Source organism: Bradyrhizobium sp. AUGA SZCCT0160, assembly GCF_018130105.1.
Classification (GTDB): Bacteria; Pseudomonadota; Alphaproteobacteria; order Rhizobiales; family Xanthobacteraceae; genus Bradyrhizobium.
Genome location: NZ_JAFCMD010000025.1, coordinates 50,070 through 72,569, shown reverse-complemented (window position 1 = coordinate 72,569; position 22,500 = coordinate 50,070). Strand labels below are relative to the sequence as shown.

Sequence of the window (22,500 nt, the reverse complement as noted above, 5' to 3'; positions counted from 1 at the left end):
TCGTCTACCTCTTCCGGCGATGCACCGCGTCCGACAGACGCTCCAGCGCCGTGTCCAGCGTTTCATCCTTCTTGGAGAAACAGAAACGCACCACCGACGTCACCGCATCCTGTTCGTAGAACGCCGACACCGGGATCGCGGCGACCTTGTAGTCGTTGACGATGCGATGGCAAAATTGCACGTCGGTCTCGTTGAGTCCGAGCGGCGACAGGTCGACGGTCAGGAAATAAGTGCCTTGTGATTTCAGGACGGGAAAGCCGATGCTCTCGAGCCCCTTCGTCAGGCGATCCCTGCTCCGCGCCAGCTCCTTGCGCATGTCGTAAAAATACTCGGCCGGCTTGTCGAGACCGAAGGCGACGGCGGCCTGCAAATTGGGCGCCGTCGTGAAGGTGAGAAACTGGTGCACCTTCGCGGCCACGCGCAGCAGCGGTGGCGCGGCGCAGACGAAGCCGATCTTCCACCCCGTCAGCGAAAAGATCTTGCCCGCGCTGCCCACCTTGATGGTGCGGTCGCGCATACCCGGGATCGTGATCAGCGGGATGTGCTCGCGGCCGTCGAAGGTGACATGCTCCCAAACCTCGTCGCAGATCGCGATAGTGTCGAACTCCTGGCAGAACCGCGCTAGCAATTCGAGGTCCTCGCGCGGATAGACCACGGCGGCCGGATTGAGCGGATTGTTGAACAGCACCGCCTTGGTCTTGTGACTGAAGACGCTGCGCAGCATCTCCTCGCTGAGCCGCCAGTCCGGCGGCTCGAGACGCAACAGCCGCGGGATGCCGCCAGCCTGGCGGATGATGGGCAGGTAGCTGTCATAGACCGGCTGGAAGCAGACGACCTCATCGCCGGGTTCGACGACGGCAAGAATGGACGACGTCAATGCCTCGGTGCCGCCCGAGGTCACCATCACTTCGCTCATCGGGTCGAGGTTCAACCCGTGCCAGCGTCCATAATGGGAGGCGATCGCCTGCCGCAACTCCGGAATGCCCATCATTGACGGGTATTGGTTATAGCCGTTGATCGACGCGTCCGCGGCGGCGCGCCTGATGTCCTCGGGCCCGGGATCATCCGGAAAACCCTGCCCGAGATTGATGGCGTTGTTGTCGCGCGCGGCTTGAGACATCGCCTCGAAGACGGTGACGGGAAGGTCGGCGAAGACCTTGTTCATGGAGGTCATTTTTTCAAAGCAGTCCCTGGATCAGCCGCCGGCCTTGGTTTGCAGTCCCGCAGCCTTCCAGCCGATGATGCCGCCCGCCAAATGCTTGTCATAGGGGAGCCCAGCGGCCTGCGCCGCCAGCGACGCCGTCACCGAGCGCTTGCCCGAGCGGCAGGCGAAAACCACCTGCCTGCCCTTGGGGTCTGGAATGGCCGCCGGATCGAACGACTGCAGCGGAACCACCACGCCGTCCGGATAAGCTTCGACGGCGACCTCGTTCGGCTCGCGCACGTCGACGAGCAGATAGCGTCCCTCCGCCATGCCCTTTGCGACATCTTCCGGCGTCAAATCGTGCACCTGATGGTCCGCCACGTAAAATCCTCCCGACATCCTGCTTTGAGGGGTCCCGCCCGCCAGCCGGGCGCCAAACTCGCCTCTGGCGCGACGAAAATCAAGCGCTGTGAACGGTTTAAAGGATGACCAAAAACGGGCCACGCGGCCCACATCGCATGTCACGATTTATTCTCTTGCAGCGGTGTTTTCAGGGCAGAGTTGCCTTGCGATCGGCCAAGCCCCGACCGGCGTTTGCGGACCGGTCACCCTGTACCCCCGTCGTAGGTAGAATCCCTTGGCATTTGTGCTTGCTTCGGCGCGAACCACCTCAAAGCCGCGTCCACGCATCAGCGCTTCGAGCCGGTCAAGTAACCCGGCGCCGACGCCCTGCCCGGCATATTCGGGGGCCGTGTACAGCCCCTCAAGGACGTCGCCGCGGATGGCGCCCCACCCGGCTACGACGCCATCCAGTTCAGCAATCCATATTTCCAGGTCGCGAAGCTTCCGCTCCATTCCGGCAGGCGCGAGCTGCCTCGCCCACGCCTCGGCGTCTGCGACCGGCATTTTCGGCGGCGCCAGCTCAAGGATCGATCGTCGCCGCACCTCGAACAGAAGTGCCGCGTCGTCGAACGTAGCCAGGCGGTGAACGGCAGCATCCATGTGACGTGTGATCCAGCGGCGGGACGTGAGACCCGCGCGGATGTCATACCAGATTGTCTGGACAACGCTCTAGATCGTCACCTGCGTTCCCACCTCGACCACGCGCCCGGTCGGGATCTGGAAATAGTCGGTGGCGTCGTTGGAGCTGCGGCTGAGCGCGATGAACAAATGGTCCTGCCAGCGCGGCATGCCCGAATGCACGGCCGGCTTGAGCGCGCGGCGGGACAGGAAAAACGACGTCGCCATGATGTCGAACTGCCAGCCGAGCTTGCGGGCAAGCGCCAGCGTCCTCGGCACGTTCGGCTGCTCCATGAAGCCGAACCGCAGCGTGATCTTGGAGAAGGTCTCGCTCAATTGCTCCATCCGGATCCGCTCGGAATCATTGATCCGCGGCGTCGGCGCGGTTTCGATGGTGAGAATGACGTTCTTTTCGTGCAGCACCTTGTAATGCTTCAGACTGTGCATCAGCGCGGTCGGCGCACTCTCGGGGTCGCTGGTCAGGAACACCGCCGTACCGGGGACCCGCTGCGGCGGCCGCTTTTCCAGCATCGCCGCCAGCTCGACCAGCGGGAATTCCAGCTTGCGCGATTTCTCGAACAACAGCCGGCTGCCGCGCCGCCACGTGTACATGAGCAGCATCACGATGCCGCCCAGCGCCAGCGGCACCCAACCGCCTTCGAACACCTTCAGCAGATTGGCCGCAAGGAAAGTGAGATCGAGGAACAAGAACGGCGCGATCAGCGCGGCGGCTGTTACCGCCGACCATTTCCAGACCCGCCAGATCACGACAAAGCCCATCATCGCCGTGACCACCATGGTCCCGGTCACGGAAATTCCATAGGCCGAGGCCAGTGCGCTGGACGAGCGGAACAGCAGCACCAGCAGGATCACCGAAATGAACAGCAGCAGATTGATGCGCGGAATGTAGATCTGGCCGGAATGCGATTCCGACGTATGGCGGATTTCAAGCCGCGGCATCAGGCCGAGCTGAATCGCCGTGCGCGTCAGCGAATAGGCGCCGGTGATGACGGCCTGGCTCGCAATCACGGTCGCCAGCGCCGCAAGCACGACCATCGGGATCAGCGCCCAATCCGGAAACATCAGGAAGAAGGGGTTCTCGATGGCCTTGGGATCGCCGATCAGGAGCGCGCCCTGCCCCATGTAATTCAGCGCCAGCGACGGCAGCACGATGAAGAGCCAGGCGGTCTGGATCGGCCGTTTGCCGAAATGACCGAGGTCGGCGTAGAGCGCTTCGGCGCCGGTGACGGCGAGAAACACCGCGCCGAGCGTCACAAAGCCGATCACGCCATGATGGATCATGAAGGAAACCGCATGGAACGGATTGAAGGCCGACAGTACTTCGGGATGGCGCATGATCTGCGGTACGGCCGCGATCGCGATCACAGCGAACCAGACGCACATCACCGGCCCGAAGAACGCGGCGACCCGCGCCGTGCCGCGCGACTGAACCGCAAACAGCACGATCAGGATGATCACCGTAAGCGGCACGACATAATGCTCGAAGGTGGTGGTGACGAGCTTGATGCCTTCGATCGCCGACAGCACCGACAGCGCCGGCGTGAGGACAGCGTCGCCATAGAACAGCGCACCACTGATGATTCCGAGCAGCACGATCGCGCCGCCGCCCTTGCCGACCGCGCGCTGCGCCAGCGCCATCAGCGCCAGCGTTCCACCTTCGCCGTTGTTGTCCGCACGCAGCAGGATCACCACGTATTTCAGCGTGACGACGATGATCAGCGCCCACAGGATCAGGGAAAGAATACCGAGGATCGCCGGCGTGGTGACGCCGCCGGACCCGCTTGCCGCCACAATGGCCTCGCGCAGCGCGTAGAGCGGGCTGGTGCCGATGTCGCCATAGACCACGCCGATGCAGCCCAGCATCAGCGCCTTGAAGCCGGCGGTGCAGTGCGCTTCCCCATGCCCGTTGGCCGCCGGCGTTTCCGCCGCGGTAATCGCAATCTGGGATGACATCAGACGGGCCTCGGGTTTTGCCGCACCGCACAATAAGGAAGTGCAGGCCTATACTCCTGTCGTGAATGCATAGGTTAGCCTGAATTCAGGCCTCCGATATGCATTCCGCGCATGGGTTCCAGGGAGTTGGCGGCCCGAAATATCGTCAGATAATCAGATGGTTACCTGAGTTCCGACCTCGACGACGCGCCCGGTCGGGATCTGGAAATAGTCGGTGGCATCGTTGGCCGACCGGCTCATGGCGATGAACAGGTGGTCCTGCCATTGCGGCATTCCCGACTGCGCCGACGGCTTCAGCGAGCGCCGCGAGACGAAGAACGACGTCGCCATGATGTCGAACTGCCAGCCGAGCTTGCGGGCGATTACCAGTGCCTTGGGCACGTTCGGTGATTCCATGAAGCCGAAGCGCAACCGTACGGTGGCAAATTTTTCGCTGATGGTCTCCATCTTGACGCGTTCGGCCGGATCGACGCGCGGCGTCTGTGCGGTCTCGATCGTCACGATCACATTGTGCTCGTGAAGCACCTTGTTGTGCTTGAGATTATGCAGCAGCGCCGTGGGCACAAAATTCGGATCGCTGGTCAAAAACACCGCGGTACCCTTAACGATGTGCGGCGGACGCTTTTCGAGGCTCTTGATCAGGTCGATCAGCGGCACCTCGATGCGCCTCGTCTTGGCGATCAGGATCGCCGCGCCGCGGCGCCAGGTCCAGATCATCACCGCCATCGCGACCCCGAACAGCAGCGGCACCCAGGCGCCTTCGAGCAGCTTCAACAGGTTGGCGGTGAAGAACGCCATATCGACCACGACGAGCGGCAGGATCAACGCGGCCGCTGTCGCCGCGCGCCAGTTCCACAATTTCCAGATCACGACAAAGCCCATGATGCCGTCGACGACCATGGTGGTGGAGACGGCGATGCCGTAGGCCGACGCCAATCCGCTCGAGGTGCGGAACAGCAGCACCAGCAGGATCACGCCGAGCAGCAGCAGCCGGTTGACCCGCGGCAGGTAGATCTGCCCGGCATGGGTCTCGGAGGTGTAACGAACCTCGAACCGCGGCAACAGGCCGAGTTGCACCGCCTGCCGCACCAGCGAATAGGCGCCCGTGATCACCGCCTGGCTCGCGATCACCGTGGCCGCCGTCGCCAGCATCACCAGCGGCAACAGCAGGATTTCGGGGGCCAGCCGGTAGAACGGGCTTACGATCGCCGCCGGGTTGGCCAGCACCAGCGCGCCCTGCCCGAAGTAGTTGATCAGAAGCGCCGGCATCACCAGATAGAACCATCCGGCCTGAATCGGCTTGCGTCCAAAATGCCCGAGGTCCGCATACAGCGCCTCGCCGCCGGTCACTGCCAGAAACACCAAACCCAGCGTCACCAGTCCGATCATGCCGTGCGAGAGCACGAACTGGATCGCGTAATAAGGATTGATCGCCTGCAAAACGGTAGGATCGTCGCTGATGTGGATAAGGCCCAAAGTCGTCAGCGTCGCGAACCAGACCACCATGACCGGGCCAAAGGCCGACGCGACGCGCGCGGTGCCGCTGCTCTGCACCGAGAACAACAGCACCAGAATGAAGATCGTCAGCGGCACCACATAATGGTCGAGCGCCGGCGCGACGAGCTTGAGACCTTCGACCGCCGACAACACCGAAATCGCCGGCGTGATCATGGAATCGCCGATGAACATCGAGGCGCCGACGACGCCCAGCGCCATCAAAACCCAGCTGCGCCGGCCCATCGCCCGTTGACCCAGCGCCATCAGGGAGAGCGTGCCGCCCTCGCCATGATTGTCGGCGCGCAGCAGCAGCAGCACGTATTTGACCGTCACGACGATGAACAGCGACCACAGGATCAGGGAGAGTACGCCGAGCACGATCTCGCGCGACACCGGCCCCCCCGCCGCCGCATGGGTTACGGCTTCGCGGAATGCGTACAGCGGCGACGTGCCGATGTCGCCAAACACCACGCCGATGCTGCCCAGTGTCAGGGCCCAAAAGCCTGAGGTGACCTGCCCCTCATGGGCCTCGGTGGATGTGGCGCTGACAGTCATGACGCGGGAAACACGCTCTCAGTTATTTGCTCAGTTATGGGCGGCTATCGACGCTTCTGCGTCGCCTGTCAATCATTGGCAAGCATAGCACCGCTGGGGATGCGGCACCCAAGCAAAGCAAATTTCATCGCACAATTCGAGAGGTAAGATAGTAGTTGCGACGAATTATGGCTTCAGACCAGGTGGAAGCGGTGGATTTTCGCGCATTAATGTGATGGTCACGCGACGGTTTGCCGGCAACGTCGGATCATCGGGAAACAGCGGTTGGCTGTCGGCCTTGCCGGATACGGCAAAGACGTGCGATGGCGGCAGGCCCTCGCGCTCCAGAATCTGACGCACCGTGTTGGCGCGGTCGGCCGAAAGATCGAACGCGCCATAGTCGCTTCGCGCCGGCAGGAAACCCGCCGCCGTGTGGCCGACGATCGACAAGCGCAGTGGCGTCGCCTTCAGCGGAACCGCGAGTTTCTGGATCAGCCGGCGGGTGCGGTCATGGGGCACCTTGGAGCCATCGGCAAACATCGACCGCCCTTCCTGATCGACGATCTCGAGATTGAGGCCCTGGCTGGTCTCCTCGAACATGATGTGCTTGGACATCTCGGTCAGTTCCGGCAGGTCCTGCAACGCCTGCCGCAACGACGCCGAAGCCAGCGCGAACTCACGATCGACCGCGATGCGGGCGCCGCTTTCGCGGGAGCGCTCCTTGTCGTCCGGGGTCGGCGTGGCAGAGGATTCCTCCGGCGAAATGTGAGCGGTGTTCTTCAGCTTCGGCCGCGTCGGCAGACCGTCTGATTCGACGATGCCGGAATAGCGGACTTCGGTCTGCACGCCGAACGCTTCCCGCATCGAGCCGGCGACGATCTTCAGCTTGTCCTTGTCCTGGCTGGAAAACGCGACCAGCATCACGAAGAAGGCCAGCAGCAATGCCATCAGATCGGCGAACGTCACGAACCAGCCGTGACCGCCATGTGCCTCTTCGCGTTTTTTCTTGGCCATGCTCTATATCCGCGCCTGGATGCTGCCGAAGGGTCAGGCCGGCGCCAGTTCGCCTTCCTCGTGGCGATGTTTCTCGGGCAGATAGGCCAGCAGCATCTCACGCACCAGCGCCGGGCTCTTGGAATCCCGGATCATCAGGATGCCGTCGATGATCAGCGTGCGATTGGTCTCCTCGTCGAGCAGCTTGCCATGCAGCTTGTCGGCGATCGGCAGACAGATCAGGTTTGCGACCAGCGCGCCGTAGAGCGTCGCCAGCAAGGCGACGGCCATGAAGGGACCGAGCTTCGAAGGATCCTGCATGTTCGAGAACATCTGCACCATGCCGAGCAGCGTGCCGATCATGCCGAACGCCGGCGCGCAATCGCCGATGGCGCGATAGATCTTCGAACCTTCGTTGAGGTGCATCAGGAAATTGTCGCGATCGCGCTCGAGGTTGTCGCGGATGAATTCGAGATCGTAACCGTCGGCGACGTAGCGGATTCCCTTGGCGAGGAACGGCTCGTTGGTATCAACCTTTTCCAAACCGACCGGACCCTGCTTGCGGGCGATTTCGGCGATGCGGGCGAGTTCATCGACCAGGTCGCGCGCCGACAGACGGCTCATCGTGAAGGCGAATTTGGCGCCGAGCGGCATGCCATGCAGAATCGCGCTGAGCGGAAACCGGATCAGTGTCGCCGCGATGGAACCGCCGAAGATGATGATGACGGCATGGATGTCGTAGAACATCCGGAAATCGCCACCCATCAAAATCAGCGTCGACAGCACGATGGCGCCGACGACCAGGCCAATGAGCGTGGTGATATCCATTCTGAACTCCGACGCGTACGCGAACGACCTGCCCGTCCTGGACGGTGGCGCGCCCAAACGGGCCGCGCCAATTGAACCCTACGTCGGCGCTGTTAAAGACGCGTTACCAGAAAAGTAACGCTGAATAATAAGTTAACGGGAAACTAGACACTCAGCGGTTTCGCTGTGTTTCATAGGTTTCTTGGCCCCTGTGTCTAGTCGGAGATGACGATGAGCATGACCATCAAGGACCTGGTTGAAGCCTACACCACCGATAGAGTTTCGACCTACCATGCGCTGCGCTACCACACCCGGAAGAACGCCGCGAGCATCCTGAAGCGACTGGTCGCCAGCCATGGCCACATTGAGCTCAGCACCATCAAACGTCGCGAGTTGACCGAGTGGTATCTCGACTGGTCGGCCGGCGGGAAGCTTTCGATGGCTCACTCCTTCATAGCCCAGATCCGGACCATGATGGGGTTCGGCGCCAGCATGCTCGAGCACCCCGAATGCGAGCGGATTTCGATGGTCCTGCACCGCATGCGGTTCCAGCATGGGCCGCCCCGCAGCGTGCACATGACGGCCGATCAGGCCAACGCCATCCGAGACGTTGCTCGAGCTCATTTCGGCTGGCCGTCGATCGCGCTGGCCCAGGCGATCCAGTTCGAGCTCCTGCTCAGGCAGGGTGACGTCATTGGAAGTTGGGTTCCTGAGAACGAGCCCGGCGAAAGCGACGTTCGGCGCGACGGCGAGAAGTGGGGCCGCGGCCTTCGCTGGGAAGAGATCGATGAAAACATGATCCTGCGCCACGTCACCAGCAAACGGCAGAAGCTGCTCGAGATAGACCTCAAACTCGCTCCGATGCTGGTTTCAGAACTCGAGATGGAGGGCTTTGACGGTACCCGCGCGTCCCTACCAGCTTTCGGGCCGATGCTTATTTGCGAAATTACCGGACAGCCCTGGAAGGCAACCGAATTTCGCCGGAAGTGGCGTCTGGTGGCCAACAAGGCCGAGGTGCCGAAGGCGATCAAGTCCATGGACTCGAGAGCCGGCGGCATCACCGAAGCGACGGAGGCCGGCGCTGATCTCGAGCACGTCAAGCACGCAGCCACGCACAGCGACATTGCCCAGACGCAGCGATATAGCCGCAACGCTACCGATAAAATCGCGAGCGTGCAGAACACCAGAATCCAGCACCGCGCCAAGAAGAAGATGATCCACGGCGATTAGCCAGAACGTGTTGACCGAACATCGAGGAGACGCGGCGCATGCGCGCAGTGGTTTGCAAATCGGTTGCTGAGTTTTTCGCAGAGGATCAGGGCGTCGTGAACGTCCGCTATACCGCTGTGCAATTCCGCGGCAAGGTGTACGTGGCCGGTCCGAGGCACATGGATGCAATCAATCTGGCGTTTGCCGGGATGACGCAGATGCAAAAGCACAGGGTGAGCAACCGGATCGCAGACGGCAAGGAAACGATGCTGTTCGGCAGCGCGAAGGGCGACGGAACCGAATGGGAATGGAACGAGGAATTTCAGAATGCCCGCATGCATATGTACGGATTCGACTAAATGCCGCAGCCCCCGACGTGATGAGCAGGCAACGAATGTCCCCTAGTGGAGGTTTTCACCCACATGGCTAAAGGGCGCAGTCGAAATCGATACCCGGTGCCCCGTTACGTCGAGCCCGTCAACCTCTGCGGCGATCGTTAGCATAATTGGGGCGAAGCCGCAGTACAACACTTCTAAACAGGCAGGGTCAGATGTTAGTCATTCAAAGCGAATCCTTATTGCCTGGACAAGTGGCCTTGAAGCGCAGCGGCAGTGTTGTGTGGGTCGGCCCGATAACTGCGCCGTGGGAAGACGTTGATTGTGATACGGTCATCGTAAGCGGAACTGATTACGACGCCATCAGAATGCGCACCCTACCCGCAGGCCGGCATTTCTAAGCGATTAGCTCGACAGTGAGGCAAACATGACTGAATTTGCGAAAAGCGGAGCAGACGCTTCCCTTCAGGACCGAGGTGGCTAGGTCCTCCTTGCACCAACCTACGGTTTTGCTACCTTTAGGTGTTCACTTTTTGAGGAATTGCGATGCCAGCAGAAATACTTGGGGGAATTAGCGCTTTAAAGTCGGCCTTTGATATCGCGCGCACCCTCAAAGACATGGATGACACCGCGAAGCGCAACGCTGCCATCATAGACCTACAGCAAACGATTCTTGACGCCCAGGCGGCGCAGCAGGAAGCGTTAAAAAAAGCCGAGGCTCTTGAAGGGCGTGTTAAAGAACTCGAGAACTGGGAAGCGGAACGTCAGGAGTATACGCGCTACCCAGCTGCACCAGGCTTATTCACCTACGCGCACACGCAGGAGTCTTGCGGCGAAGTAGGCACTTTCCCCCAGCTGTGTCCCAGTTGCTTCCACCACCGTCATAAATCATTTTTGAACACCGAAGACTGGAATCCTGGACGGTGCGAAGTTCTTGTGTGCCGCGATTGCGGCTGGCATGCCTATGTTGTTGGGTCAGCGGAGCCAGAGCATCAGAAGCTTGCTCCGAGGCCTTATCGCGGCAATTAAGGTCTACAACCCTGATGATATAGGGTGCATGCATCAGGGGGAATCATGTGGAACGATTCGAAGGCTTGGATGCAGGAGTACTGGGAGGGCAACAGGTTTACTGAACTCCGAGACTTCGCGAAATGGTGGCTCGACCTCGCCCGAAATCTTGCGGTCGTTGCGATTGTCAGGGCGTTCTCCGAGAAGAGCGATAGCAAGATTTTGGCGATCTTCTCCACCATCGTCACCCTAGCGCTAGTCGGATACGTGTACTCGTATTTTGCGCAGTTCTATGCCCATACGATTGATCGATACCACTCGCCTAGCTCATCGCTCCTTCGCCGCCTTGCGATCACTATCCCGGCTTTGGTCCTCCTCCTTATCACAATCAACGCATCGACCTTTGGCCTTATTGGCATCGTCAAAGAAATATCGACGCTTCAGAAATGATTGAAAACTACGCGCGGTAGGATTCGGCTGGGGCAAGCTCAACATGTTGGGCAATTTGCCTTAGCGGTCGCACTGCGCTTGATGGCCGTATGACATTCCGATTCCGCACCATCCTGACCGGCCGCAACGTGCCGAGGATCGAGCAACCGGAGGCTCCGATGCCCCCGTCGATCATCAACGAAAAGACGCTGGCGGATTTTATTCGCGTGGTCGAACTGACGGGCATCCTGAAGCCGGTTGATGCCGGTGCCTGACCGCATTCGGATCATCCCGCATGCCCCCGCGGGGATTCCAGACTGCGGAAGCTTCGAGGTGAGGTATCCGGACGGACGTGACCCGACCTATTTCTTTTGGGACGATAACCCAGGCCGGCGGTCCATTACACTCAAGGTGGATCAGGAACAGGCCAAGAAGGCCGCGCAGGATCTGGCGAGAGCGGAGCAGCAGAAGGTGGATAAGAGCCAATGAAATACACCGAAGCCCGCCCCTACTCCGATCCGGAAAAAGCAGCCCGACGCCTGATGGAGCACGCACAGGCCTTCGAGCCCATCCAGGACAACCGGATCTATATCGAGAAGATCAACGGTCCCTTCCTGTTCGGCGACAAGGCCACGCCCGCGCAATACAGCGCTGGCCTCAAATACGCGATCGACAAGGGCTGGCTGGTGCTGCACGAGAGCGGGACATTCGTGAAGCTTACTCAGGCCGGCTCTGATCTATTCGCTTAGACATCGCAACCTTCTTGTTAGACGCCGCCGCCTCTGCAAGTCGCACCTCGCTAGCAAGCGTGTCGCGCTCCACCAGCACCCTCCGAGCCTCCCTCCAGCGACGTTCAGCCTCCTTCAGAAGGCTGTGATCTAGCGGATCGACTTGTTTGAAACGTCGTCCTTCGGTCATGGCGATTTTTCTTCCTAGTGGGTTTTGGCGGCGGATATGGTCCCTATCAAGCCCATATCGGCATGGCGCACTGTCACGCCGCGCCCGGTTTCGTCAGCGATTTTTCGCGCGACCCTTAAAGCAGCAGCCTCATCCGCTAGCTCAAGGATGATTATGCTTCCCTTGCCTGAGAATGCTGTTGGGTTCTCGACATGGATCAGGATCGGAGGCGATTTCTCGCTCAAAGTGGGGCCTGCAGGCCGGGCGAAGAAATCCATTCATCGACGTGCGTTGCGGTTTCCAGCTGGCGAGCCTTGCGCATGAGCTTATCGCGCACCGGACCATAGGGCAGTTGTTCAGCCTGAGCGCGCAGTCGCGCGGCTTCCTGCTCAAGACGCTCGTTAAGAGATAAAAGATGTTTGACACGTCGCCGTGTACCCATGGCGCGCTCCTTCCATTAGAGGGGGCGGGAGCGCGTGATGGGCGTTCTCATCACAGATGAATGCCACGAACCGGGCTGTGATAAATCATTAACGCACGAACCCCGGTGGGGTGCCATAACATTTGATATGCTGCGGCGCGGAAAGCGGAACCAAGTCCTCGATTCGCAATCTCAACAACCTGCCCTATCTTGGGATCGGGGCGTGTGGAGTTGCGTAATGAGTTCACCTTCGATCATTCCAAACGATCGTTTGGACCGGGATTTTTACATCGTTCTCGAAGACTTCAGTAGCGGCGCGGCCTTCCGCGAGACCGATGAAGGCATCGACTACCGGGTCCTGATGCAGAACCTGCTTGCCGGCGAGTATGGCACAGTGCTGCGGGTCGTGGCTTTCAACCCGTCCGAAGGCTGGTCGCGCGACGCCTCCGAAGACGTCGCCCGCGAGCTCGAGCGCCGCATCAGCGCCGAGGGCCGCGAGGTCTCCGAAGGCCTGCAGGACTTCATCGAAGGCCAGCTGGGCCGAAAGATCGGCGTGCAGCTGCCGCTACCGCTGCAGATCTAGCGTTCATCTATAACCTTGCTGATGTCGGGCTGCTCAAGACCATTGGCACGCTGGCATTCGCACGGCATCCCCGCGCCGCATTCGCAGCCCTTATCCCGGTCCCAAACCTTGTCCGGGTGGTTCTCGCACACCCAACCGAGGCCGTGGCAGATGGGGCAATCGGGATCGATCATCCTTCACCAATCCATGCACGCTTTGCTTTGTTCCGGACTCGCAATTGGATTGCCCTCAACTATCTAATCAACATGCGTAATTTTGAGTATTGCAAGCCGGTTCTCGCGAAAGCAGTCCCCACCGGCCCCGACTGGATTCACGAGGTCAAATACGACGGCTACCGCGGGCGCATCGTCCGCGACGGCCGCGACGTCAAGCTGCTCTCGAAGAGCGGCCTCGACTGGACATGGCGATACCCGTTCATCGTCGAGACCGCGCTGAAGATGAAACAGCAGCAATTCATTATCGACGGCGAGATTTGCGTGCTGGACGTCCAGGGCGTCTCCGATTTCAACGCGCTGCATTCCAACCGGCACAACGAGGAAGCACAGCTCTACGCCTTCGACCTGGTCGCGATCGACGGCGACGACTTGCGGGACATGCCGCTGTTCGAACGCAAGGCCCGGCTCGGCAAGCTGCTGAAGGGCCGCCCCGAGGGCATCTTCGTCGCGCCATTCGAGGCCGGCGAGATCGGGCCCGGGCTGTTCGAAGCCGCCTGCCGCATGGGCCTCGAGGGCCTGGTCTCAAAGCACCGCGAGCGGCGCTACCGGCCGCGCAGCTGCGACTGGATCAAGGTCAAGAACCGGAAGCATCCGGCGTTTTCGCGGGTGATGGATTCATTTGCCTGAGAGTACCGAGCGTATTCCGGACCGTCGCCCCGCTCGCTATGCGAATAGCGTATCTGCGTGGGGTGTGCGAACAAAGCACATTGATGCCTTTGCCTTTATTTGACGGGGAAGAAAAACGATGCCGGAAACGAAAGGTTTCTGCCCGACATGTCGCAGGGAGCAGAACTCGGAAATTATTGCACACCACTCACTTCGGAATTTCGTTTCGGGTGACGAGGGAGGTTACATTCAGAATGACCATTTCATCTTGAAATGTGGGGGTTGTGACACGGTATTCCATCGCCGTGACACAGCATTTTCTGAGGTTTGGGATAAGGTCGATAAGCAGTACTGGCCGGCCCAATCAAAACGCGACCGCCCAGAATGGTTCGGTGCCAATATTATTGCCGTCGATCGTCTCCTCTACAAATTGGCCGGAAGCGTATACACCGCACTCGACCATGATCTGACTGTGCTAGCCGCAACCGGCATGCGCACCACTTTTGATCGCGCCTCGGAATTGCTCGGGATCGACCCGGACAAGCCCTTTACAAAAAAGCTCGATGATCTGGTGACAAAAGGAAAGATTGGCGTAACGGAACGCAGCAATCTGAACGTTCTTGTCGATGCAGGCAGCGCCGCAGCACACCGTGCATGGGAACCGAGCATAAAGGAGCTCGACACCATGATGGCTATTCTTGAACACTTCCTCTACCGCGCCTTCGTGATTGACGAGCAGGTGAAGGCGCTCAAGGTGCCACCCCGCCCGGCCAAGAATAAATCAATACCATAGCGAAACCGAATGCCCGAACGCTTCCTCATACGGTTTCGGTAGGATATGGCAGGACTTCGCGCAGTCGCGGTGCGGGTAGTTGGGCTCATGTGCGCCGGCCGCCTTCACCGCGGCAAAGCCGATCGCGAGTGCCAGCGCTAGCATGAACCCGAAACGGTTGATCAGCCCCATGTCCGGCCGGTATCGGTCGACCAGCATCTCGACGACCCAGGCCGAGCCGCCGATCGCCAGCAGCACCAGGAGCGTCAGCGCGAGCTTGTGCGCTTCCATCAGTGCACGCTGACCCGGGCAAGCCCGCCCATGCCGATCGCGTCGGCCGCGGCGCGCGACAGATCGATGCAGCGGCCCTTCACGAACGGCCCGCGATCCGTGATGCGCACGGTGACGCTGCGACCGTTCGCAAGGTTGGTGATCGTCTTCATCGAGCCGAACGGCACCGGCTTACGCATCGCGGCCGTCAGCGCATGTGTGTTGAAGATCGAGCCGTCGGCTGCGCGCTTGCCGTGGTAGCCGTCGCCGATGCCGTACTGGCTGGCGGTGCAGGTTTCGGCGAGCGCGGTTGATGCGAGCGCGACAAGCGCCAGCACCGCGAAAAGTGCGGTCCGGATCATGCGGTGATGCTTTCTATGGGTTAGGCGCGCGCCTTGATGATGTCGGCGAGCAGTTCGGCTGCGCGCTTCAGTTCGTCCGCCTCGACCATGAGCGCGTCGCGGGCCGTTTGCAGCCGGCTTTCCTGATCGGTGAAATCCCGATCGTTTCGCCCGTCATCTGTAAAGATGCGGCGGATATTGTTGAGAATCGAATTCATTGTCGGCCAGCCCTTAGTTCGTTAGTCAGGGCTACAAGCGCGCCGCGCGTGCTATGGATGGCTTCGGCCATGCGATCAGCGGCAGCAATCCGCTCATCGTAACTTTCAGTCAGCTGGTTTTCGAGCAGCTGGATCCGGCTATCCTTCTGCTTTTCCCGTTGCTCCGATCGATAGATCACCCAGAGCAGCACCAGGCAGACGATGCCGGCAGTACCAAGTTTCAGAAGCTCTTCATTCATTGGCGTTAAGCTCCTAGCTACCGCCGCTTGCTAGGATCATTCCCAGCCTGAGATCGTCCACGAAACGATCGAGGGTCAGGGCTGCGCCGACGTTGCACCGAAGGCGCGGCCCGCTTCATTTCGGCTTCTTGCACTGATCGCGGTACGTCAGTTCGTTCGCGAGAATGCGCTTCTTGACCCCGGACGCCGCCGCGATCGAGCCGTCGCCCTTCTGCACCACGACCGGATTGTAAATCTGGCAGAAGGAATCGACCGGCGGTGGCACATGCTGGCAGCTACTCAGGCTCAAGGCCGCGCAAACCAGCATCGACCTCTTGATCAGACATCGCATTGACCTTCTCCATGATCGCCTTGCCGGCGGTCGTCTTGATGAGGATGGATTGCGAAACCTCCGCAATCGCCTTGTCGTAGCCCTCGGATATCAGCTCGCGCTCACGCGCCCACGTCATGATCTGGTTGACTATCTTGAGCAGCGTGAGCGCGAGCGATATCCAGGACATCATTTTGCGACGACCTTCACTTCAGCCGAAGACACGGCATCCGGCGAGGTAACTGCGGCCGCCAGCGCGGGCGTCGTGACGACCGTCGTGCCAGGCAGCGCGGCCGCGGACGCAACGATCGAACTTTGGGTCTTGTTGAACATGCCCCAGATGACGCCGCCGATCGTGATCATGGCACCGACGATGCCCGGCAGCGCCTCGGCGCTGATCCAGCCCTTCGCAACGATGAAGCCACCCCCGAAGGTGAGGATGTGGCGCAAGATACTGCTGATCTGTTCCCAGTTCATATTCCAGTTCTCCAATGATGATAGTTTGATTGCGCGATACCGTCGCGCGGCGGATTAGTTCAAGGTGACGTACCGGGCCGCCACGTAGTCATCGCCGGCGATCTGGTACCAGAGCGTCGCGCCGTTCTTGGCCTCGCCGATGATGTCGATCGTGTCGCCCTTCTTCAGCCGGCGCGTCTCAGGCGACTTGCCGCTGGCCTCATCCCGGACGGCGAGAAAGTCATCCGCCGCGACGTTGACGACGCCCTTCCGCTTCTGGGGCACCACGGCCGGTGGCGGATCGTCGTCATCGTGGCTTTGCTCGCCGCCAGCGAGCGCGACCATCTTGAGTTGGATGGCCGCGATCATCGCATCCTTGCTCACCCGCTTGCCCGGGCACGTCTTGGACGTCTTCGGATCGTCGCGGTGGAAGTGCAGACCACGAACGCCCTTGACGAAGTTGTCGGGCGTGAGCCCCAGCGCCAAGTACAGGCAGGCGAAACCTTCCGCGTACCGATCGCGCAGCGCGTCCGTGAACGGCTCGCTGTCGAACTCGCCGACGCATTCGACGCCCCACGAATTGGCGTTGAACGAGACCGCGTGAACGCCGCGCTTTTCCGGCAGCGACAGGACGCAGAAATTTTCCGGGGTGAAGAAGAAGTGCGGTCCAGCGCTCCAGCCCAATTCATTGCCGTAGTAGCCGGCCAGGTTCGACATCCATTTTGCGTCGGTGATCGGCACCTTGCGGTTGCCGTGCGCGTAGGTTTTCCACGTCGCCAGGCTGGGCCCGCCGGTGTGGTGCATGGTGATGAACTTCGGGGTCCACGACTTAAATTCGATGGTTTCCAGATAGGCCAGGAAGGCCGCAGCCGTGGGGAAGCACTTCCCGACATAGGGGATTGCCATGGAACTCTCCGATTTCAGGGGTTTTCGCTGTGGTTGTGAGCGTGAATTGTTACGCTGGACGATCGCGATCCTGAGTTGATCGCCGTGGGGTTGTAGTGTTAAAGCCTTGCCCGATGGGAATAGTCAGATTTTTGCTCGCCCTATGCGTCGTCGCCGAGCACACGGCTTCGCATGGCGTTCTCGGAGTACAGTTGCTGTCTGGAACCACTGCGGTGCAGTGCTTCTATGTAATTTCCGGCTTCCTGATCACGATGGTATTGAATGAGCGGGCGGGCTATCGGAGCCTCGGCAACTTCTATTTGAGCCGGTACTTTCGCCTGTGGCCCGTCTACATCGTCGTCGCTGTTGCGTCCCTGTACGTGGTCTATTGGGATGTGATGTTCACGCAGTTGCCGAAGGTCGCCGACTGGCCCGCGGTCGCGTTTGTCGCAATCTCCAACCTCACACTGTTTTTTCAGGACTGGTTTCTGTTCTTGCGACTTGACGGGAGCAGCCTCCTGCCGACGTCTGATTTTGCATCGGCCACCCCACCGCCTCTCCATGGATTCCTTTTGGTGCCGCAGTGCTGGTCCATTGGTGTTGAACTGACGTTCTACGTGATCGCCCCATTTGTTTGCCGAAGTTGGCGGGGGCTCTCGCTTCTGTTCGCCTTCGGGCTCGCCAGCCGCATTGTCACGGCGGCGCTCGATCTCCCGCCTGACCCTTGGATGTATCGCTTCGCGCCCAGTGAAATGCTGTTGTTTTCGTCTGGCGGGCTTGCCTATTTCGCGGGCCGGAACCTCTGCCCGCGGTATCCGCTCACGACAAAAGTTGCTTGCGTCTTGGCGATGGCGTCGATCGGGGCCGTCGTGCTGGGGCTGCCCCTAACCAACAGATACTCCGCGGCCGCACTCGACCATCTGCTGATCCTGAACGGTCCCGCGTTGGTGTTGATGACGGTTGCAGCGGCTCCGCTCTTTTACGCCACCCGAAACAGCGTGATCGACCGGTTCATCGGAGAACTGAGCTACCCGATGTATGTCTCGCATCTCCTGATTCAGACCATGCTAACTCGACAGGCGCCCAGTATGGTGACCCCCGATAATCTCCTATATGTGGCCGTGGTCGTCACCGTAAGCGCGCTGCTGGTCTTGGGCATCGTCTATCCCATCGACAGTTTACGGAAGCGACTTGCATCAGGCTATACGACGTCCCGCAAATCACTTGTTCCAGCGCCTGCAGAATAAGGCGTTTTAGGGTTGTGCCAACATGGCGTAGGGATCGCCATTGATTGAGGCAACCGCGTCATAAGTTGCGCCCCCGATATAGGAAAGCATGCCAGTCCAGCCTGGCGTGTTTGCCGCCGCCGGATAGCTCAGTTTGCGATCACGATGGACCGACGTTGCAATGAAGCTCGTCAGGTCCGTCAGCGTTTCGTGATAGACATCGTTCAGATAATGTTCTGGCGTGATGGAGCCTTGCGTGTAGCCATCGGTGGAGAATGTCACCGGCTCATTGCGCAATAGCCGCTCGCGCGCGTCCATCCAAGACAAGCGCCAGCCCTTCTGATCGCGCAGCGTGATATTGTAGTGGCCGTCGCATACGATCCACCGGCCGCCGATCAAGATTTCCGACGACGCGTGAACAAATGCCGTGTCCGAGTTGATGTTAACGACACCATCCCACAAGCCGACGTATCGCGCCCTGATACCAAATGCCCGGCAAGCAATCAGGAACAGAAGGCACCGACCGCCGCATTCGTGGGTGTAAAGCTGGTCACGCACGTTGTCGCGATAGGCTACATCGGGCGTCATCCATGGCGAGTAACCCGATGGCGTCGGGCCAAGTGCAACTCGCCAATAGACCTGATCGCGAAGGATCAAGACGGCCGCCATCTTGCTCGGAGTCGCGGCAAGCGAGGGGGCCAGAGCGGTTGCGATCGACCTGACGGCCTGCCATGCGCTCCCGGTCGGGAACTGCGCAGGATCTAGCGGTTCATCGGTCATCCGCCGATTTCCTCCAGAATGAATGTCGTGCCGGAGCGCAGCTTGTCCGTGTTATCGAAGCGACGGCCGAACCAGACATTTCCATTGTTGGACTTGGCCGCAAGTTGATAGGTCACGGCTTGCGGTTCTGTCAGAGCCAACTCAACGTCGATCAACGAGATGGCATAGCGGCGCATTTCGTCGGAATTGATCGCTCGTTCTCCATCCAACGACGAAACATTGGGCGGCGTTAAATCAACAAACGGACCGTCTGCGATCTGACGCCAAAGCGTGATTTGGCAAATGTCGCCGTAAAAATACTGCAGGTTGAGCGATCCCACGATAGAAATTTTCGCCTTATTACCCGCCGCGATCGTCTTGGAGATCGAGAAGCCCGGGATGGCTTCAAACGCTGCACCGGCGACGATTGGAGAAGCGGCGGGCGGGACGGCCAAGAATGCATAGGTATCCATCACCGCACCCGTCGTGCCGTGATGTAGCCATAAATGACCTGCGTGCTGGTCGTGAAAGTGGAGCGGCCGCTAAGATAAACGGTGGTTGTCCCCGACAGGCTGATGCGCTTTAGCCCAGTCGCGATCGCGTGCTGGTTTCCCGCCGTAAAGTTGACCTGTTGTTGAAGGAAGCCACTCGCAGGCGGTGTAGGGCGCGTAGCTGATGTCGTGGAAATCCACGCCTGGACTACTGTCGTGACCGTGCTTCCGCTGTTCTGGTTGAACCATGCCCAGCCCTCCACGTCCCAATCGCCAGCCGTCAGCGATAGCGAGATAACGTTAATGTCTACGTTCGTTGTCATCGACAGCGCAGAGCCGGACGCAAGTGAGGCTTCCGAATACTCGCCTACGTACCCCGCTGCCGCGCTGTCATTGGTGTTGGTTCCGGAAATCGAAATACCGGCAGCGCGCGTCAACTTTCCGTCGGTGTCGCCAAGCCCAATCTCTGAGTTCTGGATCACCTTCCCGGTCGTGCCGTCGTACCGCGCAAGAGTGTTGTCCGTGGATGATGCAGGCCCGGTAACATCGCCGCCGCCGCCGCCGCTCGCCGAGGGATTACTGCCGACCAGCCGCCAGCGACTGGCGGTGGCGTCGTACAGCAACGTGACGCCATCGCCACCGCTGAGCGTTCGATCCCCGCTGAACCCAAACCGATTGGCCGCCGTCGACGCCGCATTTTCCGACGACAGGATGATGTTCTGTGAGCCGGTGTTGTACCAGTAGATCAGGCGCCCATCACTGCCGCCGGCGAGACCCGTGACAGTTCGGCTCGCATCCGAATTGACCCGCACCACGGACGCCGTCGAGAATCCGGTGGGCGCGTAGTTGTTCTGATCCGAGGTGATCTGCGACGGCGAGATATCGCCGCTGACTACTTGGGCCTGCTGAACGTCGAGCGTGCCGGTCGTGATCGGCGAGACAAAGGTCTGCGCCCCGGCCCATGTGTGCGCAGTTGAGAGGAAGCCGGAACAGATTCCGTAGGTCGGATTGCCGGAAACCCCGTCGCCATTGGTGATACAGACCTCGTTGGCGGTTCCGGTGTTGGTGCGCTGCGCCCAGGTATCGCTCGCAGTGCGGACCGCAAAGCCCGTGCTGCCAAGCGCCTCGAGCGCCCCCAGGTCATTGGCAAGCACAAAGGTCGGATTGCCCGCAGTGCCCGCGCCGTTGGTGATCGTAAAGCCCGCGGCCGGCGCGGTCAGTGTGCGATATGCACAGGTGCCGGCGCCCGTATAGGCCATCAGGCCCGCGGTCGAATTGGCCGCGATGCAGTCGAGATCGGCGTCCCACGCCTGAACGTTGGTGCCGATGACAGCTCCGGCGAGCGTCCGCAATGCAGAGGCATCGGCCGCATTAGTGACCGAACGTCCGAACGACGTGCAATCGAAATTCGCGGCAGTCCCCGAGCCGGTCCAGTAGAAGCATTTGTTGTTGGCCGATGTCAGTCCGGCGAGCGCCGCAAGGTCAGCGTCATAGCCCTGAACATCAGTTCCGATGACGATGCCGGCCAGGGTCCGCAGTGCTGACGCGTCCGCGGTGTTGGCAACCGACCGGCCATATGAACTGCAATCGAAGGTCGCGGCAGTCCCCGAGCCGGTCCAGTAGAAGCATTTGTTGTTCGCCGAAGTCAGCCCGCCGAGTGCGGTTAGCTCGGCGTCGCCGACGTTCAACGTCCCGCCGGAGAACGACAGGAAGCCTCCAATGGAAACCGCCGACCATGCGGCAGCGCCAGAGCGATAATAGATCGTATTGGTGCCAGAAAGTGCCGACAGCGCGTCGAGATCGGCATCCCAGGCCTGCACGGCCGAGCCGATCACAAGTCCCAGATTTGTCCGCGCGCCAGAGGCCGTCGATGCGGCCGTGCCGCCCTTGACGACCGACAGCGGCGACGTCCCCGGGTTGGTCTGAGCACAGGCGAGCGAGCCCGACAGAACAAGCGCGAGCGCGCCCGCGATGAGACTGCGAAGTTTCATGACCGCATCCTTGATGAGTTCAGTACCAACCGATTCCGGAACGCGGGCTGAGTTCAATGGAAGCCCCGTTTGAATCGATGACGTAGGAGGCACCGCCCATGATGGTTTCGTAGCCATAGGTATGGACGCCGGACTGCGATCCGGTCGTGTTGATCGCCGAACCCCCTGGTGTCGCCGAAATCGTGAACGTGTCGGCGGTTGGCGTAGTTTTCACATAGTACAGCGTGTCAGCCGACAGGCCGGTCGGCAACGCGCCCGTCGTCTCCAGGCTCACCGTTTGATTTACCGAAAGTCCATGTTGCGAAAAGGTGAAGACGGCAGGAGAAGCAATCGTGACCGTGAACGTGGCCGGCCGTTTCGGTACAATGGTGATGTTGTTGGTCGCAGCATCAAACTTGCCGTCGACGATTTTTTTCGACGTCGAGGAGACCAGCGACGAAAGCGGCATCACCTCGCGCGAAGCCCCCGCGACCGTCTTGTCGACGATGATGTGGTCGGCGTCCGACGTCGAGATGACGTCAGTGCCGGACGCCGTCACGACGCGCTGTGTCCGCTGCGCGAGGCTGTCCGACTCCGAATTCTTGCCGATGGCCTCATAGCGAAGGATTTTCTCAAACGTTGGCGTACCGCTTGGGCCGAGATAGGCACGGACTCGGTAGGCTCCGCCGACCGCGTATAGCGAAAAACTTCCGTCCACACCCGCATCGAACGGATTGGAGAGAGGCACCGTTCCGTCCCGGTCGCTGAAGATCGCTGCCAGAGGTTGACCCGGCACTTCACGGCGCACCTCGATATGCGCGCCAGGCACGGCATTGCCGCTCGTGTCCTGCACCGTTCGATTGTAAACCGCCAAGGTCATGAAGGTCGCCC

Annotated in this window: 33 protein-coding genes; 11 read left to right on the top strand and 22 right to left on the bottom strand. The window is 60.4% G+C overall.

All coding sequences use genetic code 11. The features are described from left to right. Window positions 1–4: 4 nt before the first annotated feature. The 7 genes from JQ558_RS30920 to JQ558_RS30890 all read right to left on the bottom strand — a co-directional run bounded on the left by JQ558_RS30920 (window position 5) and on the right by JQ558_RS30890 (window position 7,990). Window positions 5–1,174, bottom strand: coding sequence for an aminotransferase (locus JQ558_RS30920; protein WP_212296159.1), 1,170 nt, complete (start codon window positions 1,172–1,174; stop codon window positions 5–7). A 21-nt stretch (window positions 1,175–1,195) separates the two neighbouring features. Next, window positions 1,196–1,543 carry a rhodanese-like domain-containing protein gene (locus JQ558_RS30915; protein WP_212276206.1) on the bottom strand — a complete coding sequence of 116 codons (348 nt, stop codon included), beginning with the start codon at window positions 1,541–1,543 and terminating at the stop codon, window positions 1,196–1,198. 129 nt (window positions 1,544–1,672) lie between these two features. After that, complete coding sequence (locus JQ558_RS30910) at window positions 1,673–2,146, bottom strand: GNAT family N-acetyltransferase (protein ID WP_212296158.1); 474 nt, start codon at window positions 2,144–2,146, stop codon at window positions 1,673–1,675. A 69-nt stretch (window positions 2,147–2,215) separates the two neighbouring features. Next, the gene (locus JQ558_RS30905; RefSeq protein WP_212296157.1) at window positions 2,216–4,138 is read right to left on the bottom strand and encodes a potassium transporter Kup; all 1,923 of its coding nucleotides are present in this window, start codon (window positions 4,136–4,138) and stop codon (window positions 2,216–2,218) included. Window positions 4,139–4,291: 153 nt separating this feature from the next. Further along, window positions 4,292–6,190: a potassium transporter Kup gene (locus JQ558_RS30900; RefSeq protein WP_212207366.1), complete on the bottom strand. Its 1,899-nt coding sequence runs from the start codon at window positions 6,188–6,190 to the stop codon at window positions 4,292–4,294. 165 nt (window positions 6,191–6,355) lie between these two features. After that, the gene (locus tag JQ558_RS30895) at window positions 6,356–7,183 is read right to left on the bottom strand and encodes a flagellar motor protein MotB (protein WP_211996616.1); all 828 of its coding nucleotides are present in this window, start codon (window positions 7,181–7,183) and stop codon (window positions 6,356–6,358) included. A gap of 33 nt (window positions 7,184–7,216) precedes the next feature. After that, window positions 7,217–7,990 carry a motility protein A gene (locus JQ558_RS30890; protein WP_212207365.1) on the bottom strand — a complete coding sequence of 258 codons (774 nt, stop codon included), beginning with the start codon at window positions 7,988–7,990 and terminating at the stop codon, window positions 7,217–7,219. A 210-nt stretch (window positions 7,991–8,200) separates the two neighbouring features. Between JQ558_RS30890 and JQ558_RS30885 the strand changes: the two genes are divergently transcribed. The 7 genes from JQ558_RS30885 to JQ558_RS30855 all read left to right on the top strand — a co-directional run bounded on the left by JQ558_RS30885 (window position 8,201) and on the right by JQ558_RS30855 (window position 11,699). Beyond that, window positions 8,201–9,199 (top strand): hypothetical protein, encoded by a 999-nt coding sequence (locus JQ558_RS30885; RefSeq protein WP_212296156.1) that lies wholly within the window; start codon window positions 8,201–8,203, stop codon window positions 9,197–9,199. 38 nt (window positions 9,200–9,237) lie between these two features. Next, a complete protein-coding gene (locus JQ558_RS30880) occupies window positions 9,238–9,537 on the top strand; it encodes a hypothetical protein (protein ID WP_212296155.1) in 300 nt (99 codons plus the stop codon). A 522-nt stretch (window positions 9,538–10,059) separates the two neighbouring features. Then, window positions 10,060–10,542 carry a hypothetical protein gene (locus tag JQ558_RS30875; RefSeq protein ID WP_212296154.1) on the top strand — a complete coding sequence of 161 codons (483 nt, stop codon included), beginning with the start codon at window positions 10,060–10,062 and terminating at the stop codon, window positions 10,540–10,542. 45 nt (window positions 10,543–10,587) lie between these two features. Continuing rightward, window positions 10,588–10,971: a hypothetical protein gene (locus tag JQ558_RS30870; RefSeq protein ID WP_212296153.1), complete on the top strand. Its 384-nt coding sequence runs from the start codon at window positions 10,588–10,590 to the stop codon at window positions 10,969–10,971. 89 nt (window positions 10,972–11,060) lie between these two features. Then, window positions 11,061–11,225 carry a hypothetical protein gene (locus tag JQ558_RS30865; protein WP_212296152.1) on the top strand — a complete coding sequence of 55 codons (165 nt, stop codon included), beginning with the start codon at window positions 11,061–11,063 and terminating at the stop codon, window positions 11,223–11,225. Then, window positions 11,212–11,439: a hypothetical protein gene (locus JQ558_RS30860; RefSeq protein WP_212296151.1), complete on the top strand. Its 228-nt coding sequence runs from the start codon at window positions 11,212–11,214 to the stop codon at window positions 11,437–11,439. Before JQ558_RS30865 ends, JQ558_RS30860 begins: the two co-directional genes overlap by 14 nt. Then, window positions 11,436–11,699, top strand: a complete 264-nt coding sequence (locus JQ558_RS30855) for a hypothetical protein (RefSeq protein WP_212296150.1) — start codon at window positions 11,436–11,438, stop codon at window positions 11,697–11,699. The genes JQ558_RS30860 and JQ558_RS30855 overlap by 4 nt, the downstream gene beginning before the upstream one ends. 183 nt (window positions 11,700–11,882) lie before the next feature. On the opposite strand, the gene JQ558_RS30850 is transcribed toward JQ558_RS30855, so the two are convergent. Then, window positions 11,883–12,092, bottom strand: a complete 210-nt coding sequence (locus tag JQ558_RS30850) for a hypothetical protein (RefSeq protein WP_249142717.1) — start codon at window positions 12,090–12,092, stop codon at window positions 11,883–11,885. Then, the gene (locus tag JQ558_RS30845; protein WP_212296149.1) at window positions 12,089–12,289 is read right to left on the bottom strand and encodes a hypothetical protein; all 201 of its coding nucleotides are present in this window, start codon (window positions 12,287–12,289) and stop codon (window positions 12,089–12,091) included. Before JQ558_RS30845 ends, JQ558_RS30850 begins: the two co-directional genes overlap by 4 nt. A 217-nt stretch (window positions 12,290–12,506) precedes the next feature. On the opposite strand from JQ558_RS30845, the gene JQ558_RS30840 reads away from it, so the two are divergent. Continuing rightward, window positions 12,507–12,851, top strand: coding sequence for a hypothetical protein (locus JQ558_RS30840; RefSeq protein WP_212296148.1), 345 nt, complete (start codon window positions 12,507–12,509; stop codon window positions 12,849–12,851). On the opposite strand, the gene JQ558_RS30835 is transcribed toward JQ558_RS30840, so the two are convergent. Further along, on the bottom strand, window positions 12,848–13,024 hold the full coding sequence (locus tag JQ558_RS30835; RefSeq protein WP_212296147.1) for a hypothetical protein: 177 nt from the start codon (window positions 13,022–13,024) through the stop codon (window positions 12,848–12,850). The genes JQ558_RS30840 and JQ558_RS30835 overlap by 4 nt on opposite strands. 72 nt (window positions 13,025–13,096) lie before the next feature. Between JQ558_RS30835 and JQ558_RS30830 the strand changes: the two genes are divergently transcribed. Together JQ558_RS30830 and JQ558_RS30825 are read left to right on the top strand one after the other, a co-directional pair. Beyond that, window positions 13,097–13,693, top strand: a complete 597-nt coding sequence (locus JQ558_RS30830) for an RNA ligase family protein (RefSeq protein ID WP_212296146.1) — start codon at window positions 13,097–13,099, stop codon at window positions 13,691–13,693. Window positions 13,694–13,811: 118 nt separating this feature from the next. Further along, on the top strand, window positions 13,812–14,465 hold the full coding sequence (locus JQ558_RS30825) for a DUF4145 domain-containing protein (RefSeq protein WP_212296145.1): 654 nt from the start codon (window positions 13,812–13,814) through the stop codon (window positions 14,463–14,465). Here the strand turns inward: JQ558_RS30825 and JQ558_RS30820 are convergent. The 8 genes from JQ558_RS30820 to JQ558_RS30785 form a co-directional block, all read right to left on the bottom strand. Continuing rightward, window positions 14,454–14,735: a hypothetical protein gene (locus JQ558_RS30820; RefSeq protein ID WP_212296144.1), complete on the bottom strand. Its 282-nt coding sequence runs from the start codon at window positions 14,733–14,735 to the stop codon at window positions 14,454–14,456. The two genes, JQ558_RS30825 and JQ558_RS30820, sit on opposite strands and share 12 nt — an antisense overlap. Continuing rightward, a complete protein-coding gene (locus JQ558_RS30815) occupies window positions 14,735–15,076 on the bottom strand; it encodes a septal ring lytic transglycosylase RlpA family protein (RefSeq protein WP_212296143.1) in 342 nt (113 codons plus the stop codon). The genes JQ558_RS30820 and JQ558_RS30815 overlap by 1 nt, the downstream gene beginning before the upstream one ends. A gap of 20 nt (window positions 15,077–15,096) precedes the next feature. Continuing rightward, window positions 15,097–15,273: a hypothetical protein gene (locus JQ558_RS30810; protein ID WP_212296142.1), complete on the bottom strand. Its 177-nt coding sequence runs from the start codon at window positions 15,271–15,273 to the stop codon at window positions 15,097–15,099. After that, complete coding sequence (locus JQ558_RS30805; protein ID WP_212296141.1) at window positions 15,270–15,512, bottom strand: hypothetical protein; 243 nt, start codon at window positions 15,510–15,512, stop codon at window positions 15,270–15,272. The genes JQ558_RS30810 and JQ558_RS30805 overlap by 4 nt, the downstream gene beginning before the upstream one ends. Before the next feature lie 115 nt (window positions 15,513–15,627). Beyond that, window positions 15,628–15,801, bottom strand: coding sequence for a hypothetical protein (locus tag JQ558_RS30800; protein WP_212296140.1), 174 nt, complete (start codon window positions 15,799–15,801; stop codon window positions 15,628–15,630). Then, complete coding sequence (locus tag JQ558_RS30795; protein ID WP_212296139.1) at window positions 15,788–16,015, bottom strand: hypothetical protein; 228 nt, start codon at window positions 16,013–16,015, stop codon at window positions 15,788–15,790. Before JQ558_RS30795 ends, JQ558_RS30800 begins: the two co-directional genes overlap by 14 nt. Continuing rightward, window positions 16,012–16,299 carry a hypothetical protein gene (locus JQ558_RS30790; RefSeq protein WP_212296138.1) on the bottom strand — a complete coding sequence of 96 codons (288 nt, stop codon included), beginning with the start codon at window positions 16,297–16,299 and terminating at the stop codon, window positions 16,012–16,014. Before JQ558_RS30790 ends, JQ558_RS30795 begins: the two co-directional genes overlap by 4 nt. A gap of 54 nt (window positions 16,300–16,353) precedes the next feature. Then, entirely contained in the window at window positions 16,354–17,184 is an 831-nt protein-coding gene (locus tag JQ558_RS30785; RefSeq protein ID WP_212296137.1) for an N-acetylmuramoyl-L-alanine amidase, read from the bottom strand. Window positions 17,185–17,297: 113 nt separating this feature from the next. Between JQ558_RS30785 and JQ558_RS30780 the strand changes: the two genes are divergently transcribed. Further along, window positions 17,298–18,410, top strand: a complete 1,113-nt coding sequence (locus JQ558_RS30780) for an acyltransferase (protein ID WP_212296136.1) — start codon at window positions 17,298–17,300, stop codon at window positions 18,408–18,410. A gap of 6 nt (window positions 18,411–18,416) precedes the next feature. Here the strand turns inward: JQ558_RS30780 and JQ558_RS30775 are convergent, their stop codons facing one another. Genes JQ558_RS30775 through JQ558_RS30760 form a run of 4 tightly spaced genes read right to left on the bottom strand, consistent with a single transcriptional unit; the run spans window position 18,417 to window position 22,489 of the window. After that, window positions 18,417–19,169 (bottom strand): transglutaminase domain-containing protein, encoded by a 753-nt coding sequence (locus JQ558_RS30775; RefSeq protein WP_212296135.1) that lies wholly within the window; start codon window positions 19,167–19,169, stop codon window positions 18,417–18,419. Further along, window positions 19,166–19,621, bottom strand: coding sequence for a hypothetical protein (locus JQ558_RS30770; RefSeq protein ID WP_212296134.1), 456 nt, complete (start codon window positions 19,619–19,621; stop codon window positions 19,166–19,168). The genes JQ558_RS30775 and JQ558_RS30770 overlap by 4 nt, the downstream gene beginning before the upstream one ends. Next, on the bottom strand, window positions 19,621–21,630 hold the full coding sequence (locus JQ558_RS30765) for a hypothetical protein (protein ID WP_212296133.1): 2,010 nt from the start codon (window positions 21,628–21,630) through the stop codon (window positions 19,621–19,623). The genes JQ558_RS30770 and JQ558_RS30765 overlap by 1 nt, the downstream gene beginning before the upstream one ends. A 19-nt stretch (window positions 21,631–21,649) precedes the next feature. Continuing rightward, a complete protein-coding gene (locus tag JQ558_RS30760; RefSeq protein ID WP_212296132.1) occupies window positions 21,650–22,489 on the bottom strand; it encodes a hypothetical protein in 840 nt (279 codons plus the stop codon). Window positions 22,490–22,500: the final 11 nt, after the last annotated feature.